20 protein-coding genes, 1 other RNA gene and 2 pseudogenes are annotated in these 18,306 nt (G+C 62.3%); 14 read left to right on the plus strand and 9 right to left on the minus strand.

The window, feature by feature from the left end; genetic code table 11:
• The first annotated feature begins 15 nt into the window (after nt 1-15).
• The 6 genes from DBIPINDM_RS19725 (at nt 16) to DBIPINDM_RS19750 (ending at nt 6,841) form a co-directional block, all read left to right on the plus strand.
• Entirely contained in the window at nt 16-363 is a 348-nt protein-coding gene (locus DBIPINDM_RS19725) for a DUF6867 family protein (RefSeq protein ID WP_258588791.1), read from the plus strand.
• A 137-nt stretch (nt 364-500) separates the two neighbouring features.
• Nucleotides 501-1,616, plus strand: coding sequence for a branched-chain amino acid ABC transporter substrate-binding protein (locus DBIPINDM_RS19730; protein ID WP_258588792.1), 1,116 nt, complete (start codon nt 501-503; stop codon nt 1,614-1,616).
• A 377-nt stretch (nt 1,617-1,993) separates the two neighbouring features.
• Nucleotides 1,994-5,452 carry a pyruvate carboxylase gene (pyc, locus tag DBIPINDM_RS19735; protein WP_258588793.1) on the plus strand — a complete coding sequence of 1,153 codons (3,459 nt, stop codon included), beginning with the start codon at nt 1,994-1,996 and terminating at the stop codon, nt 5,450-5,452.
• Nucleotides 5,453-5,616: 164 nt separating this feature from the next.
• Nucleotides 5,617-5,877 (plus strand): DUF2312 domain-containing protein, encoded by a 261-nt coding sequence (locus DBIPINDM_RS19740; protein WP_027053014.1) that lies wholly within the window; start codon nt 5,617-5,619, stop codon nt 5,875-5,877.
• 204 nt (nt 5,878-6,081) lie between these two features.
• Nucleotides 6,082-6,522, plus strand: a complete 441-nt coding sequence (locus tag DBIPINDM_RS19745) for a hypothetical protein (RefSeq protein WP_258588794.1) — start codon at nt 6,082-6,084, stop codon at nt 6,520-6,522.
• Nucleotides 6,523-6,529: 7 nt separating this feature from the next.
• Entirely contained in the window at nt 6,530-6,841 is a 312-nt protein-coding gene (locus DBIPINDM_RS19750; protein WP_258588795.1) for a hypothetical protein, read from the plus strand.
• 69 nt (nt 6,842-6,910) lie between these two features.
• Here the strand turns inward: DBIPINDM_RS19750 and msrB are convergent, their stop codons facing one another.
• The 5 genes from msrB to DBIPINDM_RS19775 all read right to left on the minus strand — a co-directional run bounded on the left by msrB (nt 6,911) and on the right by DBIPINDM_RS19775 (nt 10,809).
• Complete coding sequence (msrB, locus tag DBIPINDM_RS19755; protein WP_258588796.1) at nt 6,911-7,315, minus strand: peptide-methionine (R)-S-oxide reductase MsrB; 405 nt, start codon at nt 7,313-7,315, stop codon at nt 6,911-6,913.
• 100 nt (nt 7,316-7,415) lie between these two features.
• The gene (locus tag DBIPINDM_RS19760) at nt 7,416-8,213 is read right to left on the minus strand and encodes an MBL fold metallo-hydrolase (RefSeq protein WP_258588797.1); all 798 of its coding nucleotides are present in this window, start codon (nt 8,211-8,213) and stop codon (nt 7,416-7,418) included.
• 19 nt (nt 8,214-8,232) lie between these two features.
• Nucleotides 8,233-9,423: a vWA domain-containing protein gene (locus tag DBIPINDM_RS19765; protein ID WP_258588798.1), complete on the minus strand. Its 1,191-nt coding sequence runs from the start codon at nt 9,421-9,423 to the stop codon at nt 8,233-8,235.
• Nucleotides 9,424-9,430: 7 nt separating this feature from the next.
• On the minus strand, nt 9,431-9,877 hold the full coding sequence (locus DBIPINDM_RS19770) for a GNAT family N-acetyltransferase (protein WP_258588799.1): 447 nt from the start codon (nt 9,875-9,877) through the stop codon (nt 9,431-9,433).
• A 92-nt stretch (nt 9,878-9,969) separates the two neighbouring features.
• Nucleotides 9,970-10,809 (minus strand): AAA family ATPase, encoded by an 840-nt coding sequence (locus DBIPINDM_RS19775; protein ID WP_258588800.1) that lies wholly within the window; start codon nt 10,807-10,809, stop codon nt 9,970-9,972.
• 136 nt (nt 10,810-10,945) lie between these two features.
• Between DBIPINDM_RS19775 and ssrS the strand changes: the two genes are divergently transcribed.
• The 4 genes from ssrS (at nt 10,946) to DBIPINDM_RS19795 (ending at nt 13,532) form a co-directional block, all read left to right on the plus strand.
• A non-coding RNA gene (gene ssrS, locus DBIPINDM_RS19780) (6S RNA) lies at nt 10,946-11,101 on the plus strand.
• Nucleotides 11,102-11,197: 96 nt separating this feature from the next.
• Entirely contained in the window at nt 11,198-11,785 is a 588-nt protein-coding gene (locus DBIPINDM_RS19785; protein ID WP_258588801.1) for a 5-formyltetrahydrofolate cyclo-ligase, read from the plus strand.
• A 76-nt stretch (nt 11,786-11,861) separates the two neighbouring features.
• On the plus strand, nt 11,862-12,686 hold the full coding sequence (locus DBIPINDM_RS19790) for a TIGR00282 family metallophosphoesterase (RefSeq protein WP_019861780.1): 825 nt from the start codon (nt 11,862-11,864) through the stop codon (nt 12,684-12,686).
• A gap of 78 nt (nt 12,687-12,764) precedes the next feature.
• Complete coding sequence (locus tag DBIPINDM_RS19795) at nt 12,765-13,532, plus strand: TerC family protein (protein WP_258588802.1); 768 nt, start codon at nt 12,765-12,767, stop codon at nt 13,530-13,532.
• Nucleotides 13,533-13,551: 19 nt separating this feature from the next.
• On the opposite strand, the pseudogene DBIPINDM_RS19800 reads toward DBIPINDM_RS19795, so the two are convergent.
• Both DBIPINDM_RS19800 and DBIPINDM_RS19805 read right to left on the minus strand, forming a co-directional pair.
• Nucleotides 13,552-14,018 (minus strand): annotated as a pseudogene (locus DBIPINDM_RS19800) (SRPBCC family protein).
• A gap of 8 nt (nt 14,019-14,026) precedes the next feature.
• A pseudogene (locus DBIPINDM_RS19805) lies at nt 14,027-14,505 on the minus strand (SRPBCC domain-containing protein).
• A 51-nt stretch (nt 14,506-14,556) separates the two neighbouring features.
• Between DBIPINDM_RS19805 and DBIPINDM_RS19810 the strand changes: the two are divergent.
• From DBIPINDM_RS19810 to DBIPINDM_RS19820, 3 genes are all read left to right on the plus strand, one after another.
• Complete coding sequence (locus DBIPINDM_RS19810) at nt 14,557-14,880, plus strand: ArsR/SmtB family transcription factor (RefSeq protein WP_258588803.1); 324 nt, start codon at nt 14,557-14,559, stop codon at nt 14,878-14,880.
• 215 nt (nt 14,881-15,095) lie between these two features.
• Nucleotides 15,096-15,845 carry a YebC/PmpR family DNA-binding transcriptional regulator gene (locus tag DBIPINDM_RS19815; RefSeq protein ID WP_258588804.1) on the plus strand — a complete coding sequence of 250 codons (750 nt, stop codon included), beginning with the start codon at nt 15,096-15,098 and terminating at the stop codon, nt 15,843-15,845.
• 32 nt (nt 15,846-15,877) lie between these two features.
• Nucleotides 15,878-16,204, plus strand: a complete 327-nt coding sequence (locus tag DBIPINDM_RS19820) for a SelT/SelW/SelH family protein (protein ID WP_258588805.1) — start codon at nt 15,878-15,880, stop codon at nt 16,202-16,204.
• Between the two features lie 30 nt (nt 16,205-16,234).
• Here the strand turns inward: DBIPINDM_RS19820 and DBIPINDM_RS19825 are convergent, their stop codons facing one another.
• Nucleotides 16,235-16,711 carry a DUF1772 domain-containing protein gene (locus tag DBIPINDM_RS19825; RefSeq protein WP_258588806.1) on the minus strand — a complete coding sequence of 159 codons (477 nt, stop codon included), beginning with the start codon at nt 16,709-16,711 and terminating at the stop codon, nt 16,235-16,237.
• A gap of 1 nt (nt 16,712) precedes the next feature.
• Nucleotides 16,713-17,540: an NAD(P)H-binding protein gene (locus DBIPINDM_RS19830; protein WP_258588807.1), complete on the minus strand. Its 828-nt coding sequence runs from the start codon at nt 17,538-17,540 to the stop codon at nt 16,713-16,715.
• A gap of 124 nt (nt 17,541-17,664) precedes the next feature.
• Here DBIPINDM_RS19830 and DBIPINDM_RS19835 point away from each other — a divergent pair, with 124 nt between their 5' ends.
• The gene (locus tag DBIPINDM_RS19835) at nt 17,665-18,294 is read left to right on the plus strand and encodes a TetR/AcrR family transcriptional regulator (RefSeq protein WP_258588808.1); all 630 of its coding nucleotides are present in this window, start codon (nt 17,665-17,667) and stop codon (nt 18,292-18,294) included.
• Nucleotides 18,295-18,306 lie beyond the last annotated feature (12 nt).

Below are 18,306 nucleotides of genomic sequence, written 5' to 3' on the forward strand. Positions count from 1 at the left end.
TTCAGGAGTCTTCCCATGCAAGGCATTCTCTACGAGGAACCGTCGATCTGGCAGTTCTTCTTCGTCACTTGCCTGCTCGGCGGCTGGGCGGCCTGGATGACCGGCAAGGCCAGCGCCCAGACATGGCGCAGCTTCATCCATCTGTTCGCCTATCTGCTCGGGCTCGGCATCGGCATCCGCTTCATCCATCACGCGCTGTTCGACGGCACGATGTTCTCGCTGCATTACTATATCGTCGACACCATCGTGCTGATGATACTGGGCTTCGTCGGCTATCAATACACACGAACCAACCAGATGGTCACACAGTATAATTGGCTCTACGAAAGAGCTTCAATCTTGAGCTGGAAACCGAAAGGTTGACGTTCATCATTAACGCCGCGTCAGGGATGAATCGGCGTGACAAGTGCCTGAAAATCGGCAAACTATGCTTTCTGCGATAAGGGTGGGCATCGCATGAAAGCTTCATCCACGCCCACTCCGTTAATGGGAGCGTTTAAATGAAAAAGTCACTTTTGTCCGCCGTGGCCCTGACCGCGCTCGTCGCGTTCGGCGGCAACGCGTGGGCTGATGTAATGTTCGGCGTTGCCGGTCCGATCACCGGTCCGAACGCGGCCTTCGGCGCACAGCTGCAGAAGGGCGCCGAGGCGGCCGTTGCCGAGATCAATGCCAAGGGCGGCATCAATGGCGAGCAGATCAAGCTCGAAGTCGGCGACGACGTCTCCGATCCGAAGCAAGGTATCTCGGTTGCCAACAAGTTCGTCGGCGACGGCGTCAAGTTCGTGATCGGCCACTTCAACTCGGGCGTGTCGATCCCGGCGTCGGAAGTCTACGCTGAAAACAACATCGTCGAAATCACGCCGGCCGCGACCAACCCGAAGTTCACCGAGCGTGGCCTGTGGAACGTGTTCCGCACCTGCGGACGCGACGACCAGCAGGGTAGCATCGCCGGCGCCTATATCGCCGCGAATTTCAAGGATGCCAAGGTCGCCGTCGTGCATGACAAGACCCCTTATGGCCAGGGCCTTGCCGACGAAACCAAGAAGGCGATGAATGCCGCCGGCGTCAAAGAAGTCATGTATGAAGGCATCAATGTCGGCGACAAGGACTTCTCGGCACTGATCGCCAAGATGAAGGAAGCCGGCGTCACCCTGATCTACTGGGGTGGCCTGCACACCGAAGCCGGCCTGATCATCCGCCAGTCCGCGGACCAGGGCCTCAAGGCAACGATGATGTCGGGTGACGGCATCGTGACCGACGAACTTGCCGCGATCGCGGGCGACGCCGTCGCCGGTACACTCAACACGTTCGGACCCGATCCGCGCCTGATCCCGGCCAACAAGGAACTCGTCGAGAAGTTCCGTGCGCAGGGCTTCGAGCCGGAAGCCTATACGCTCTATGCTTACGCCGCCGTGCAGGTGGTCGCCGAAGCGGCCGCCGCCGCCAAGACGAACGACCCGCAGGCCGTTGCCAAGGCAATGCATGAAAGCGGTCCGTTCGCGACCGTTCTGGGCGACCTCGCCTATGACGCCAAGGGCGACCCGAAGCTGCCGGGCTACATCATGTACGAGTGGAAGAAGAAGGACGACGGAAAGTATTCCTGGTTCCCGAAATAAGCTGCTCTGACAGTCCTGATATCGATGATGCCCGGCGCCTTGCGCCGGGCATTTTCTTTGGCCCGTTCCGGCGGCCGATGCTCTTCCTTCCCCGGCTCCCCAAAAGTGACCTCGGTTTTGGGAGAACGGCATGGATAAAACCAAGACTAAAGCGCGTCGCAGGGATCCGTTTCAACGCGACGGGCTTTAGCGGCGAGATCGCATCCAGGATCGAAATTGTCGCCCTTGTTCCGTCCGTTCGGGCTGAGGCGTGCGAGTGTTGGCCGGATAATTGATTTAAATCGGTTTAAATCAGCGTTGATTTTGTTTGCACTGCAGCATTTTCACGCTAATCATTGCACCGATTTCCCGTCCCTTCCGCTGCTGGAGCCCAGTCCTTGGCCATCACGAAGATCCTCGTCGCCAACCGGTCAGAAATCGCCATCCGCGTCTTTCGCGCGGCCAACGAACTGGGCCTCAAAACCGTGGCGATCTGGGCCGAGGAAGACAAATATTCGCTGCACCGCTTCAAGGCCGACGAAAGCTACCAGGTCGGGCGCGGTCCGCATCTCAACAAGGATATGGGGCCGATCGAGAGTTATCTGTCGATCGAGGAGGTGATCCGCGTCGCCAGGCTTTCGGGCGCCGATGCCATCCACCCGGGCTACGGGCTCTTGTCCGAAAGCCCCGAATTCGCCGAGGCCTGCGCGCAAGCCGGCATCACCTTCATCGGCCCGAAGCCGGACACGATGCGCCGCCTCGGCAACAAGGTCGCGGCGCGCAACCTCGCCATCGAGGTCGGCGTGCCGGTCATTCCCGCCACTGACCCGTTGCCGGACGATATGGAGGCGGTCAAGAAACTGGCCAAGGAGATCGGCTATCCGGTGATGCTGAAAGCGTCCTGGGGCGGTGGCGGACGCGGCATGCGCGCCATCCGCGCCGAGGTTGATCTCGCCCGCGAAGTCACGGAAGGTAAGCGCGAGGCAAAAGCCGCCTTCGGCAAGGACGAGGTCTATCTCGAAAAGCTGATCGAGCGCGCGCGCCATGTCGAGGTGCAGGTGCTTGGCGACACCCATGGCAATGTCGTGCACCTCTTCGAGCGCGACTGCTCGATCCAGCGCCGCAACCAGAAAGTCGTCGAACGGGCGCCCGCACCCTATCTCGAAATGTCGCAGCGCGAGGAGCTTTGCGGCTACGCGCTGAGGATCGCGCGCGAGACCAGCTATATCGGCGCCGGCACGGTCGAGTTCCTGCAGGACGCCGATAGCGGAAAATTCTATTTCATCGAGGTCAATCCACGCATCCAGGTCGAGCATACCGTCACCGAACAGGTGACGGGCATCGACATCGTCAAGGCGCAGATCCACATCCTCGACGGCTTCGCCATCGGCACACCGCAATCGGGCGTGCCGGCGCAGAAGGACATCAGGCTGAACGGCCATGCCTTGCAGTGCCGCATCACCACCGAGGATCCCGAGCACAATTTCATCCCGGATTACGGCCGCATCACCGCCTATCGTGGCGCCACCGGCTTCGGCATCCGGCTGGATGGCGGCACCGCCTATTCCGGCGCGGTCATCACCCGCTTCTACGATCCGCTGCTGGAGAAGGTGACGGCGTGGGCGCCGACGCCGGCCGAGACCATCGCCCGCATGAACCGCGCGCTGCGCGAATTCCGCATCCGCGGCGTCGCCACCAACCTCACTTTCCTCGAAGCGATCATTAACCACCCGAGCTTCGCCGACAATTCCTATACGACGAAGTTCATCGACACGACGCCGGAGCTGTTCCAGCAGGTCAAGCGGCAGGATCGCGCGACCAAGCTCATCAACTATCTGGCCGACGTCAGCGTCAACGGTCATCCCGAGACGCGCGGCCGGCCGATGCCGAAGGCCGATGCGGCCGCACCCGTCGTGCCTTATCTCAACGGCAACGTGCCCGGCGGCAGCAAGCAGAAGCTCGACGTGCTCGGTCCGGAAAAATTCGCCGGCTGGATGCGTGAGCAGAAGGAAGTTCTGGTCACCGACACAACGATGCGCGACGGCCACCAGTCGCTGCTGGCGACCCGCATGCGCACGCACGACATTGCCAATATTGCCGGCACCTATGCGCGCGCCCTGCCGCAGCTTCTGTCGCTCGAATGCTGGGGCGGCGCGACCTTCGACGTCGCTATGCGCTTCCTCACCGAGGACCCGTGGGAGCGGCTGAGCAAAGTGCGCGAGGCGGCCCCCAACCTGTTGCTGCAGATGCTCCTGCGCGGCGCCAACGGCGTCGGTTACACCAACTATCCCGACAATGTCGTGCAGCATTTCGTCAAGCAGGCAGCGAGCGGCGGCATCGACCTGTTCCGGGTTTTCGACTGCCTGAACTGGGTCGAGAACATGCGCGTCGCCATGGACGCGGTCGGCGCCGAGGGCAAACTGATCGAAGCGGCGATGTGCTATACCGGCGACATTCTCGACCCGGCGCGGGCCAAGTACGATTTGAAATATTATGTCGGCCTGGCCGGTGAATTGCAGGCCGCCGGCGCCCACATCATCGCCGTCAAGGACATGGCAGGCCTCTTGAAGCCGGCAGCGGCACGCGTGCTGTTCAAGGCACTGCGCGAGGCGACCGACCTGCCGCTCCATTTCCACACCCACGACACGTCCGGCCTGTCGGCGGCGACCGTGCTGGCGGCGGTGGAGAGCGGCGTCGACGCCATCGACGCGGCGATGGATGCCTTCTCCGGCAACACGTCGCAACCTTGCCTGGGTTCGATCGTCGAGGCGCTGAAGGGCACCGAGCGCGACCCGGGTCTCGACCCGCAATGGATCCGCAAAATCTCGTTCTACTGGGAAGCGGTGCGCAACCAGTACGCCGCCTTCGAAAGCGATCTCAAGGGGCCGGCCTCGGAAGTCTATCTGCACGAAATGCCGGGCGGGCAGTTCACCAACCTCAAGGAGCAGGCGCGTTCGCTCGGGCTGGAAACGCGCTGGCACGAGGTCGCGCAGACCTATCACGACGTCAATCTGATGTTCGGCGACATCGTCAAGGTGACGCCGTCGTCCAAGGTCGTCGGCGACATGGCGCTGATGATGGTGAGCCAGGACCTGACCGTCGCCGATGTCGAGAATCCGGCCAGGGACATCGCCTTCCCGGACTCGGTCGTCTCGATGCTGCGCGGCGATCTCGGCCAGTCGCCGGGAGGGTGGCCAGAGGCGCTGCAGAAGAAGGCGCTGAAGGGCGACAAGCCGATCACGGCGCGGCCCGGTTCGCTCTTGAAGCCGGCCGATCTCAAGACGAGCCGCAAGGAGATCGAGGAGAAACTGGAGCGCAAGCTCAGTGAATACGAATTCGCCTCGTGGCTGATGTATCCGAAGGTGTTCACCGACTTTGCCGGCGCGCAGGAGACCTACGGCCCGGTTAGCGTCCTGCCGACGCCGACCTATTTCTACGGCATGAAGTCGGAAGATGAGATCTTCGTCGACATCGAAAAGGGCAAGACGCTTGTGGTGCGGTGCCTTGCCATCGGCGATGTCGACGACAAGGGCATGGTCACTGTGTTCTTCGAGCTCAACGGCCAGCCGCGGCGTGTCAAGGTGCCGGACCGGGCGCACGGCGCCTCCGCCGCCAAGGCGCGCCGCAAGGCCGAGCCCGGCAACGAGGCGCATGTCGGTGCGCCGATGCCTGGCGTGGTCTCGGCACTTTCGGTGGCCGCCGGCCAGGCGGTGAAGGCCGGTGACGTGCTGCTCTCCATCGAAGCGATGAAGATGGAGACGGCGCTGCATGCCGAGCGCGACGGCACCGTCGCCGAGGTGCTGGTCAAGGCCGGCGACCAGATCGATGCCAAGGATCTGCTGATCGCCTTCGCTTAAGCGCCCGCAAAGAACGGGCAGGCTGTCGGCTTCTGTCGGCAGCCCGTGGTGAGCTGTTCGATAACAGCTTGACCCGCCGCCGCCGGTCGGGCATCGAACCGGCTCAAATTTGCCGCCGTCTCTCCCCGAGTCGCGGCACGGAACCAATTTTTTTGGAGAAAAACATGGCCGACGATATCACCGAGACCAGCCAGACTGTTGCCGCCGGCCAGCTGCGTGCCCTCATCGAGCGCATCGAGCGGCTCGAGGAAGAAAAGAAGACGATCGCCGACGACATCAAGGAAGTTTTCGCCGAGGCCAAGGGCACCGGCTTCGACACCAAGGCGATCCGCACCATCATCCGGCTGCGCAAGAAGGACCAGGCCGAGCGCCAGGAAGAGGATGCCATCCTCGATCTGTACATGGCCGCGCTCGGCATGGAATAAAGAGACTGTCTGGAAATTCTACTCCGGTGGCCATCTGATGGCGTTTTCTGCGCTTCCCCGTTCTACTGCGGCGGCGCAGTAGAACTGAGCTCACGTACTTAAGTACGCTCCGCTACGGTTCTCGAAACCACCACCATATGACTCGCCAGAGCGAATTTCGAAACAGCCTCGGCCTGAGCGTGATGCTGGAGCGGGCATCGAACCATGAGCGAATTCGACTTTGGCGGACGCCGCGCCTCGGAATTCCGCCATCGCGGCTTCTGGTCGCTGTTCGCTGAACGGCATCCGGAAGAAAGAGCCCGGTTGGCGCGGCGCGGACCCTGGTTCTGGCAGCGCGGGCTGCCCGACTTCGCCCTGGTCATTTCCATGTATGTCGCGCCGGCGCAAAACCATGTCGGCGTCTTTTTCGGCCGCAACGAGAAATTCGGTGCGACGCAAAGCTGGTCGCGATTGAAGCCGTTCCAGCCGGCGATCGAAGACAGGCTGAAGCTCAGGCCGGAGCAAAGCTGCGAGGGCCTCGGCATCAATTCGATGTGGCGGGTCAACTGCTATGCCGAGGATAACTGGCCGGCCATGACCGACTGGCTGGTGACGGAGTGCTCACGGGTCGAGCGCGCCGTTGTCGACGTGCTTGGTCAGGGGTAGGGCGCCGGTGTCCCTGGAAGGCGTCAGGTCCTTCTTGCGCTCGCGTTGGCTTGGCGAGGTCCCGCTCGACCGGCTGTTCTGGCGCGACATGATGCTTGTCGGCACGGGGATCAACATTGCCTCGTCCGTGGCAGCACTGATCCTGCTTGGGCTGAAAATGCCGCTTGGCGTCGTGCTGACAGTGCATTTCGCACCGGTGCCCTACAACATCTTTCTCACCATCGCGGTCTGGCGGACGGCCGAGAAATCCGGTGGCGCCAAGGCTTCGCTGGTGATGCTGGGTTCGGCGCTCTGGCTGATCGCCACAGTTGCTGCCTGAGGCGCTCAGCCTGCGCATACGAAAAAGGGCGGCCGAAGCCGCCCTTTGCCGAAAACTACAAGATGCCGATCAGGCGGCCGGCTCGAATTTCAGCGCCACGCCATTGATGCAGTAGCGCAGGCCGGTCGGCAGCGGGCCGTCTTCGAAGACATGGCCGAGATGGCTGCCGCAGCGCGCGCAATGGCACTCGGTGCGGACCATGCCGTAGCTGCGGTCGATGGTGTTCTCGACCGAGCCGGGCACGGGATCGTTGAAGCTCGGCCAGCCGGTGCCGCTCTCGAACTTCAGCTTGGATTCGAACAGCGGCTGGTCGCAGCCGACGCAGGAAAATGTGCCGGCACGCTTCTCGTAGAGCAGGGCGCAGCTTCCCGGCCGCTCGGTGCCGTGGTTGCGCATGACCGCATATTGCTCCGGCGTCAGCCGGGCGCGCCATTCGGCATCGGTGCGGGTGACAGGGTAGGTGTGGGTGTCCATTTGATCTCCTCAGCCTTGCCGGCTCGTTGTTGATTGCAACCTCATATTCGCACCAACATAGGCATTTGTTACCGGATTTTCTCGCATTTTCGATCGCCTGTCATGCGATCGCCGCGAGATAGCGGGCAACTGAAGTGGCGAATGAATTCTTTCCGCCGCCGATTATGTTCAGGTCCCACCATGCACCGCGGATGTCGTCGAAGTCGAATGGTCCCAGTGCTGCCGCGATGCGGCGCACGGCCGTCGCGTTGAGCGGTATCTGGTTCGGATAGCTGTACATGAAGCTGACATGGCGGCGCGTCGGCGCCACCTGCACGGTGTCGCCGGTCAGCAGGGCGTTGCCGCCATCGCGCTTCCAGTGCAGCACCTGGCTGCCGGCAAAATGGCCTCCGCAGCGGATGAGGGTCAGCGAGGGATTTATGGCCAGAGTCTCGCCTTGCCAGCTGACAATCGAGGGATATGGCCGCATGATCCACTGGCGGTCATCGGCATGGAGGTAAATCGGCACGCCGCCAAAGGCCTCGCTCCAGCCGACCATCGCCGAATAGAAATGGCAGTGCGAGATGGCGATGGCCACCAGGCCGCCGCGCCGGTTGATCTCGGCCACCGCCTCGTCGCTCACCATCGGGACGCAGTCCCACAGCACATTGCCGTGCGGCGTCTGCACAAGCTGCGCCCGCTGGCCGATGGCGAAGCGCGGCTCGATGCCGAAGCCGAGCACGCCCGCATCGTCCCTCATCACCAGCCTATGCCCAGCAGAGAGCTCTTGCTGTGTAATCCAGGCCTGGCCCTCCCAGCGCACAAACTGCCGTTCGTCCTCGCAGATCGGGCAGTGTTGCGGCGGCGTCTCCGTCGCCGCGAACTGGACACCGCACTGCAGGCAGAGGAAGCAGGTCATCGGATCTCCCGTCGGTCTTTCAATGTTTTCTGGAAAGCTGCTTTGTCGCGGTTTCGAGCCCGGCCAGCGTCAGCGGAAACATGCGGCCGCCAAAAATGTCGCGGATCATGGCGATGGAATGGGTGTAACCCCAGTTCTTTTCGCTCTCGGGATTGAGCCATACCGCATTCGGCCATTGCTGCAGCAGGCGGCCGAGCCAGACGGCGCCGGCCTCCGGATTCCAGTGCTCGACCGAACCGCCGGGATGAGCGATCTCGTAAGGGCTCATCGAAGCGTCGCCGACGACGATCACCTTGTAATCCGGACCGTATTTGTGGAGGAGGTCGAAGGTCGGGATCACCTCGGCATGGCGGCGCCGGTTGTCCTTCCACACCCCCTCGTAGAGGCAATTGTGGAAATAGAAATATTCGAGCTGGCGGAATTCGGCACGCGCCGCCGAAAACAGCTCCTCGACGCTCTTGATGTGGTCGTCCATCGAGCCGCCGACGTCGAAGAACATCAAAAGCTTCACAGCGTTGCGCCGCTCGGGCCGCGTCTGCACGTCGAGATAGCCGTGCTCGGCGGTGGCGTGGATGGTGCCGGGCAGGTCGAATTCTTCCTCGGCGCCCTCGCGAACCCAGCGGCGCAGCCGTTTCAGCGCGATCTTGATGTTGCGGGTGCCAAGCTCGACGGCATCGTCGAAGTTTTTGAACTCGCGCTTGTCCCAGACTTTGACGGCACGGCGGTTGCGGCTTTCATGCTGGCCGATGCGCACGCCTTCGGGATTGTAGCCATAAGCGCCGAAGGGCGAAGTGCCGCCGGTGCCGATCCATTTCGAGCCGCCCTGGTGTCGGCCCTTCTGCTCCTCGAGCCGCTGCTTCAAGGTCTCCATCAGCTTCTCGAAACCGCCAAGGGCCTCGACCAGCTTTTTCTCTTCCTCGGTCAGGTGCTTTTCGGCAAGCCGACGCAGCCATTCCTCGGGAATATTGGCGACATCAACCGCATCTGGCCCGCCCAGCGCCTCGATGCCCTTGAAGATATGCGCGAACACCTGGTCGAAGCGGTCGATGTGGCGCTCGTCCTTCACGAGAGCGGCGCGGGCCAGGTAATAAAAACCCTCGACGTCATAGTCGACCAGCCCGGCTTCCAGCCCCTCGAGCAGCGACAGGTATTCCCTGAGCGAAACGGGAACACGCGCTGCCTTCAGTTCGAGGAAGAAGGGGATGAACATTTTCTATCTACAGCAGATCATACTCGATGAAGCCGGTGCGGCGAGCGACGTGGTCGTAGAGCTTGCGGGCCGTGGTGTTGGTCTCGTGCGTCATCCAGTAGACGTTCTTGACGCCGATTTTTTCCGCCGCGTCCTTCACCGCCTTGATCAGCGCAGCACCAATGCCCTTGCCACGCACGTCCGGATCAGCGAACAGGTCCTGCAGGTAGCAGTTGTTTTTCTCCGACCAGCCTGAGCGGTGGTAGAGATAGTGGGTGAGGCCGACCGCCTTGCCATCGAGGGTGGCGATAAAGCCCTTCGGCTCGAATTCGCCAGCGGTGAACAGCCGCTTCCAGGTGATGGCGTAGACCTCTTCCGGCAGTTTGGTCTCATAGAAGGTCAGATAGTCGGTCCACAGGCGTTTCCAGTCAGCGTGGTCGGACTGCGCGAGCGGGCGGACAACAATCTCAGACATTTCATCTCCTCCGAAAGGTTTTGGCCGAAGCTGCCTTCCTGTCCGGCCGGCAGCAACGGTCCACAGCCGGGGAAAGCGCTATTGCTGCCTGGCTATTGCTGCCTTCTGGCCATGAAGGCCAGCCGCTCGAACAGATGCACGTCCTGTTCGTTCTTCAGCAGGGCGCCATGCAGCTTGGGCAGCGCGTTCTTCGGGTCGGCGCGCAAATCCTCGGGCGCGATGTCGTCGGCGACCAGCAGGCGGATCCAGTCGAGCGCCTCGGAGGTTGACGGCTTCTTCTTAAGGCCCGGCACCTCGCGGATCTCGTAGAACTGGGTGAGGGCCGCGCGCACCAGGTTCTGCTTGATGCCGGGATAGTGCACGTCGACGATTCTGTGCAGCGTGTCGACGTCGGGAAAGCGGATGTAGTGGAAGAAGCAGCGGCGCAGGAAGGCGTCCGGCAGTTCTTTCTCATTGTTGGAGGTGATGATGACGATCGGCCGGACGGCGGCGCGGATGGTCTCGCCGGTTTCGTAGACGAAGAACTCCATTCGATCGAGTTCCTGCAGCAGGTCGTTGGGAAACTCGATGTCGGCCTTGTCGATCTCGTCGATCAAAAGCACGACCTTCCTGCCCGCCGCGAACGCCTCCCACAGCTTGCCGCGCTTGATGTAGTTCTTGATGTCGTTGAACCTGATATCGCCGAGCTGGCTGTCACGCAGGCGGGAGACGGCGTCATACTCGTAGAGACCCTGTTGCGCCCTCGTCGTCGATTTGACGTGCCATTCGATGAGATCGACGCCGAGCGCTGATGCCACCTGGCGGGCAAGTTCGGTCTTGCCGGTGCCGGGCTCGCCCTTGACCAGCAAAGGCCGCTCCAGCGCGATCGCCGCGTTGACGGCCACCATCAGATCCTTGTCGGCGACATAGGCCGCCGTGCCTTCGAAACGCATTTTTGCTCCTTGGTTCACGCCATGAGCGTAAGGACGCCGGTCAGCCTGTGCAAGGGCGCGACGCGGGTGGCGAATAAAGCCACCGAGACCGCCTGCGTCACTGGCGCTTGACCGATGAGCGGCCTATATTGGGGAGGACGGTCTGTGCTTCCCGGCAGGAGAACATTTTCCCCGGGGCCTTAACGATCCTTAGGGAGCTGTCCCTGGGAAGACCCGTGGGTTTTCTCACACGGCGCCCACCTACTTTGTAGGTTCCCGGGATCGCTCTCTCCACCGGTTGTGTGGATCGTCGCTTCTTGCAGCGCATCCATGCATTGCGGTGGATGATGCGGTAGAAAACGTCGCTCCCAAAACGCCATCCCGATCCGGCCTTTTCTATCGTCCGCGCATGACATCTCTCAAAGACCTGAAAAAACAGCTGCGGCGCGAAGCGCTTGGACGCCGCGATGCGCTCGATGAATTCTGGCGCGTGGAAATCGCGCTTGAAATGGCCGAGACGGCGCGCGATCACCTCGCGATCGAACCGGGCCAGATCGTCTCCGGCTTTTGGCCGATGCGCTCGGAGGTCGACGTCCGGCCGCTGATGTTCGCCTTGCGCGAGCAGGGAGCGCGGCTCTGCCTGCCGGCGATCCTCGACAAGACCACCATCGTCTTTCGCGAACTGGTGCGCGGCGCGCCGATGGTCGAGATGGGGTTCGGCACCGTCGGCCCGCATGAAGAGGCCGAGGTGCTCGATCCCGCGGTGATGCTGGTGCCACTCGCCGCGTTCGACGCGCGTGGCCACCGCATTGGCTACGGCGCGGGCTATTATGACCGCGCCATCGCCAAGCTGATCGACAAGGGGTTGCCGCCACGGCTGGTCGGCATAGCCTTCGACTGCCAGGAGGTGGCGCTGGTGCCGGATGAGAACCACGATGTCATCATCCCGGAAATACTCACCGAGAGCGGGTTGCGTCGCTTCGCGCCACAATTGTAGATAAGCACAATGGACGCATGATCTTTTCGCAGACGTCATGCAGCTTTTGCTTCGCTGACTTTTGGTGCGGGATCATATGAGACTTCTCTTCCTCGGTGACATGGTTGGAAAAACGGGACGCACGGCAGTGTGGGAGCAACTGCCTGGCCTGATCTCGGATTTCAAACTCGATTTCGTCATCGTCAACGGCGAGAATGCCGCCGGCGGCTTCGGCATCACCGAAGAGATCTTTCGCGAGACGATCGCGGCCGGCGCCGATGTCGTCACCACCGGCAACCATGTCTGGGACCAGCGCGATGCACTCGCCTTCGCGCCGCGCGAAGAGCGCTTCCTGCGCCCGTCGAATTTTCCCAAGGGCACGCCGGGGCGCGGCTCCGGCGTCTACATCGCCAGGAGCGGCGCGCGCGTGCTGGTCGCCAACATCATGGGCCGCGTGTTCATGCATCCCGAGCTCGACGATCCGTTCCAGGCTGGCGAGCGCGAGCTTGCCGCCTGTCCGCTCGGCGAGCAGGCGGATGCGGTGGTCATCGACTTCCACGCCGAGGCGACCTCGGAAAAGATGTGCTTCGCGCATTTCGTCGATGGCCGCGCCAGCCTCGTTGTCGGCACCCACACCCACCAGCCGACCGCCGACCACCAGATCCTCAATGGTGGCACCGGCTATCTATCCGATGCCGGCATGTGCGGCGACTACGATTCCTCGCTCGGCATGGACAAGGAGGAACCGCTCAACCGGTTCCTGTCGAAAGTGCCGAAAGGGCGCTTCGAGGCAGCGACCGGACCGGCGACATTATGTGGGGTTGGTGTCAATATTTCCGACCGCACCGGACTGACCGAGAAGATCGCGCCGTTTCGTCGCGGGCCGAGGCTTGAAGAAACGGCTCCATCCTTCTGGTCGTGACATTGATATAGGCGCACGCAGTACCTAACTGCCGACGACAACTGCTTCAGATCGTTAAAAGAGGGGACAACGACCTCCATGCAGCTTATCGAATTTCTTGCGCCGCATTTTCAATTCGTTTCCGATCCAACCGCATGGGTCGCCTTGCTGACGCTGGTGGTGCTCGAGATTGTGCTCGGCATCGACAATCTGATCTTCATCTCGATCCTGACCAACAAACTGCCGGAAGCGCAGCGGGCTCGCGCCCGCCGGCTCGGCATTTCGGCGGCGCTGGTCATGCGGCTGGTGCTGCTCGCCACCATCTCGACTATCGTCCAGCTGACGACGCCGGTCTTCACCGCCTTCGGCCACGGCTTCTCCTGGCGCGACCTGATCCTGATCGCCGGCGGCCTGTTCCTGGTCTGGAAGGCAACCAAGGAGATCCACCACACGGTCGATCCCGACGATCATCAGGACACGATGCTGGGCGGGACGCTGCAGATCAGCCTCGCCGGCGCGATCTTCCAGATTCTGTTGCTGGACCTCGTCTTCTCGATCGATTCCATCATCACCGCCGTCGGCATGACCGACGAGATCGCCATCATGTACATCGCCGTGATCGTGGCCGTCACCGTGATGATGCTGGCGGCCGGGCCGCTGGCCAACTTCATCGCCAAGAACCCCAGTATCGTCATGCTGGCGCTGGGCTTCCTGCTGATGATCGGCATGACGCTGATTGCCGACGGCATGGGCTACCATGTGCCCAAGGGCTACATCTACGCCGCGATGGGTTTTTCGGCCCTGGTCGAGGGGCTCAACATGCTGGCGCGGCGGCGCAAGAAGGCGAAGTCAGGCGACGGGCACTGAGGCTGGCCCGCCGGGGCATCTAACGCCCTGGCACACCCTTCGGGTGGCGGTCACCGATCAGGCCCAGCGTCAGGCCCTGTTCCAGCCAGGCCTTGGCGCCGGCCAGCACGAGCGTGAAGCCACCGGTTGAGCCGATCGCTTCTGTGACCTGTTCATCGGCCGTGCCGGCAAAGCCGAAGTTCCGGACCTCGAGAAGGTCGCATCGCCAGGCATTTCGGTGAAGGTCCAGACCACCGTGGTCGGCGGATCGCTCCACTGCATGACGATCTTTTCGTTCCTGACGATCTCGCTGACACGGACTGTCGTCGAGACACCGTACATGCGCCATTCCCAGCGAATTTCCTTGCCGCTGTCCAGTCGGTCGCTGCCGTGGGTGAACCAGAATTTGGTGGTGATGGCCGGATCGACAATAGCCCCGAACACTTCGGCGACCGGCCGCCGGATCAGCATGCCGGCTTCGGCTGTTGGGGTTTCGTGGATCTCCATGGGAACGCTCAAATGTTGGACTCGTTGGCAGGTTCGCCCTTCATCTCGCTGCGGTAATAGCCGTCGCGCAGATTGATGCCGTATTCGACATAGGCCTTCATGCAGGCCAGCATCTGCGACCAGCCCTCGCAGTTGAGGTAGGATTTCTTCAAGCCGACCGCGCCTTCCTGCCAGCCGCTTTCGGCGATGGTGACGAAGGTGCCGCCATCGTCGAGTGGCTCGAAATTCATCTCGATGCGGGTCTTGTAGGCCGGCTTGCGGCATCGGTGGCGTCCCAGCGCAGCACGATGCGGCTGTCCTTGACCACTTCATCGACCTCGACCGGCACCTTGCCCCACCAGACAACGCCAGCGCCGGCTTCCAGCGGCGCGCTGGCGCCGCCGATGGTGGTGAAATAGCCGCTCAGCTTCTTCGGATTGACGACGGCGTCGAAAACTTCGGCGACCGGCCTGCCGATGCGGCCGGAAACCCTGAATCCAAGAGACATATCCACAGCTCCTTGCTTGATCGACCCAACGATATGTTATATAAATATAACATGTCAAGCCAAGCCCAGGACGACAATGTTTTCAAGGCGCTGGCACATCCGCGCCGGCGCGAAATGCTCGATCAGCTGAAGGACGAGCCGAAGACCACCGGCATGCTGTGCGATGCCTTTCCCGACATCGACCGCTGCACCGTCATGCTGCATCTCAAGGTGCTGGAGGAGGCGGAGCTGATCGTCGCGCGCCGTGACGGACGCGAGCGCTGGAACCACCTCAATTCACTGCCGATCAAGCAGATCCACGACCGCTGGATCAGCCAGTATGCCGGCCATGCGCTCAGCATCATCGACCGGCTGAAGTCGGATCTGGAGGCGTAAGCGATTGCAGCAGCTTGTGTCGTGGCGTCCCTCATGCGGCGCGGCTGGACGAATTGAGCCGATTTATCTATAAGCCGGCCATTCCGACAGAGAACGCCGTGCTTCCGCGGGTTGCACCTGGGACGCTCTGAGATTTTGAATTCGAGCATTTATGCAAAGGCGAGGTGATCCACCTTGCTGCAGGATGCTCTAGCCGAGAAGACGACAGGGGTGCCATGGCTGGCCATTCACAGTTCAAGAACATCATGCACCGCAAGGGCCGTCAGGACGCGGTGCGGTCGAAAATGTTTTCCAAGCTGGCGCGCGAAATCACCGTGGCCGCCAAGAGCGGTACGCCCGACCCATCGATGAATCCACGCCTGCGACTGGCGATCCAGAACGCCAAGGCGGTGTCGATGCCGAAGGACAACATTCAGCGCGCCATCAACAAGGCGTCGATGGGCGACGCCGAAAACTACGAGGCGGTGCGCTACGAAGGCTATGGTCCAGGTGGCGTCGCCGTCATCGTCGAGGCCTTGACAGACAACCGCAACCGCTCGGCGTCGAATGTCCGCGCGGCCTTCACCAAGGCCGGCGGCGCGATGGGCGAAACCGGCTCGGTGTCCTTCATGTGGGACCGTGTTGGCGAAATCTATTATCCGGCCTCGGCCGGCAGCGCCGACAAGGTCATGGAAGCGGCGATCGAAGCCGGCGCCGACGACGTGGAAAGCGACGAGGAAGGCCACACGATCTATTGCGCCTTCGAGAATCTCGGCGAGGTGTCGAAGGCACTGGAAGCCTCGCTCGGCGAGGCAGAATCGGTGAAGCTGATCTGGCGGCCACAGAACAATGTTCCGGTCGACGAGGAGCGGGCACAATCACTGATGAAGCTGGTCGCCACGCTCGAGGACGACGATGACGTGCAAAGCGTCTACGCCAACTTCGAGGTCGACGACGAGACGCTGGCCAAGCTCAGCGCGGCGTGATCGGCCAGGATATGAGCAGAGCTCAATCCGATATGAGCGAGAAGCCGTTGCCCACCATCCGCATCACCTATTGCACGCAGTGCCAGTGGTTGCTGCGCGCCGGCTGGATGGCGCAGGAGCTGCTCTCCACCTTCGGCACCGATCTCGGCGAAGTCACGCTGGTGCCCGGCACCGGCGGCATCTTCACCATCTCCTGTAATGACGTGCTGGTCTGGGACCGCAAGCGCGATGGCGGCTTTCCGGACGCGGCAAAGCTCAAGCAGCTGGTGCGTGACGTGATCGACCCGGATCGCGATCTCGGTCATTCCGACCGCAAGGGCCACACGTCAAAGGGGCACACGCAAAAAGACCCCGCCTGAGCGGAGTCCTTTGCGTTTCGGAAGGCCTCCTTAGAGCAATGCGAAGATAAAGCAGGCCATCGCCACGATGGCGGTGATGGTACGGACGTGGTTCCACATCACCCATTGGCTCAGGTGGTTCGCCCACACGGCGGCGCCGTTGCTGCTGGCCGGGTCGACGGCGGCAAGCGCGTCGTTGAGCGGCACGTTGAAGACCATGGTCACAATCGGGTTGCCGATCAGGTAGACCACCGCGCCGGCAAGCAGCCAGTAAGAGCCGGACTGGCTCCAGCCCATGATGGCGGCGGCGATAAGCACCAGACAGAGCAGTCCGGTGCCGAAGAGCGCCGTCATGAAAGTCGGCGTGATCACCGTGATATTGATCGAATTCATCGCCGCGATGCCGCTCGGGACGGGCAGGCGGGCAAGTGCTGCCATGACGAAGTTGGAAAAGGCGAAGAACACGCCGCCGACGACGCCCGAGCCGATTGCGGCGATGATGGTGAGGGCGGGAACAAGCTTGGTCATTTCAGTTGCTCCAGATGCCGGTTGCGGCGGTTTCGGTTGCGTAGGCGGAAAAGTCTTTCGGCGCACGGCCAAGCACGCGCTGTACGCCGTCGGTGAGCGACTCGTTGCGGCCGTCGAGCACCTGGGTGAACAGCTCATCGAGCAGCCAGACGATTTCGGGTGGCAGTTCATGCGACGTGACAGCGGCCGTGAACTCGTCATGCGAAATTCTGACAAAGCGGATGTCGCGTCCTGCCGCCTTGTCAATCTCAGCGACCGCGTCGGCGAAGCTCAACAGCCGCGGCCCCGTGAGCTCATAGAGCTGGCCGAGATGACCGGGCTGGGTCAGCACCGCTTCGGCGGCGTCGGCGATGTCGTCGACATCGACAAAGGGTTCGCCGACCGGTCCGACCGGCAGTGCGACCTCGCCCGCCAGCAGCGGCTCGACGAGAAAGCCTTCGCTGAAATTCTGCGAGAACCAGGCGCAGCGCAGGATCGTCCAGTCGGCCCCGGAAGTCTTCAGCATCTCTTCGGCGCGCTGCGCCTCGTGCTCGCCGCGGCCCGACAAAAGCACCAGCCGGCGAACGCCATGCCGCACGGCAAGGCGGGCGAATGCACCAATCACTTCGGCGGCGCCCGGCACTGCGATGTCGGGATAGTAGCTGATGTACACCGCGCTGACGCCCTCGAGTGCAGGAGCCCAGCTTGCGGGAGCTTCCCAGTCGAAACGCGGCGCGGCGGAACGGGAACCGATCCGTACCGGAATGCCGCGCGCGGTCAGCCGCTCGGCGAGACGGCGGCCGGTCTTGCCGGTGCCGCCGAGAATCAGGATTGGTTTGGTGTTGGTCATGGTGGTTTTCCTCTGTTACAAAACATGAGTAATCCTCACATTTGCAAAACGTGATAAACCCTCGTATTTTGCGAGTCAAGCCATTTCCTCGGCGATTTGCCGATGCGTTTGTTGGAGACAGTCCATGGAAGGCACGCCGGCCAATGAGCAGATGGCTTCGCCACGGCGGGCGCCAAGCCAGCAACGCAGTCGCGAGCGGGTCGAGCGCATGCTGGCCGCAGCCTCGGCACTGATCACCGAGCAAGGCAGCGATGCCATGCGCATGGGCGAAGTCGCCGAACGGGCAGGGGTATCGATCGGCTCGCTCTACCAGTTCTTTCCCGACAAGCGGGCGATCATCTGGGCGTTGGCCGAGCGCTACACCGCCGAAAGCCAGGCCTGCATCTCGGCCGAACTCAAGGATGTCAGCGATGCCGAAGGCCTGCGGCGGGCTTTCTCGAAGTTGGTCGACATCTATTATCGGCTGTTCCTGGCCGAGCCGGTGATGCGCGACATCTGGTCGGGCACGCAGGCCGACAAGGCGCTGCGCCAACTCGAACTCGCCGACAGCCGGGCCAACGCTGAATTCCTTGTAGCGGTGCTGAAGCGATTGCGTCCCGGTGCCGACCCGGTCTCCCTGGAGACGACCGCATTTCTCATCTGGCAGATGGGCGAGGCCGCGATGCGGCTGGCGATCTCGGTCGACCGGCAGGAAGGCGACAGGCTGGTCGCCGCCTACAAGCGCATGGCGCTGCGGGAACTGACCGGAGACTGAGTGGCAATGCGC

It is taken from the genome of Mesorhizobium sp. AR02 (assembly GCF_024746835.1).
In the GTDB taxonomy this organism is placed as follows: domain Bacteria; phylum Pseudomonadota; class Alphaproteobacteria; order Rhizobiales; family Rhizobiaceae; genus Mesorhizobium.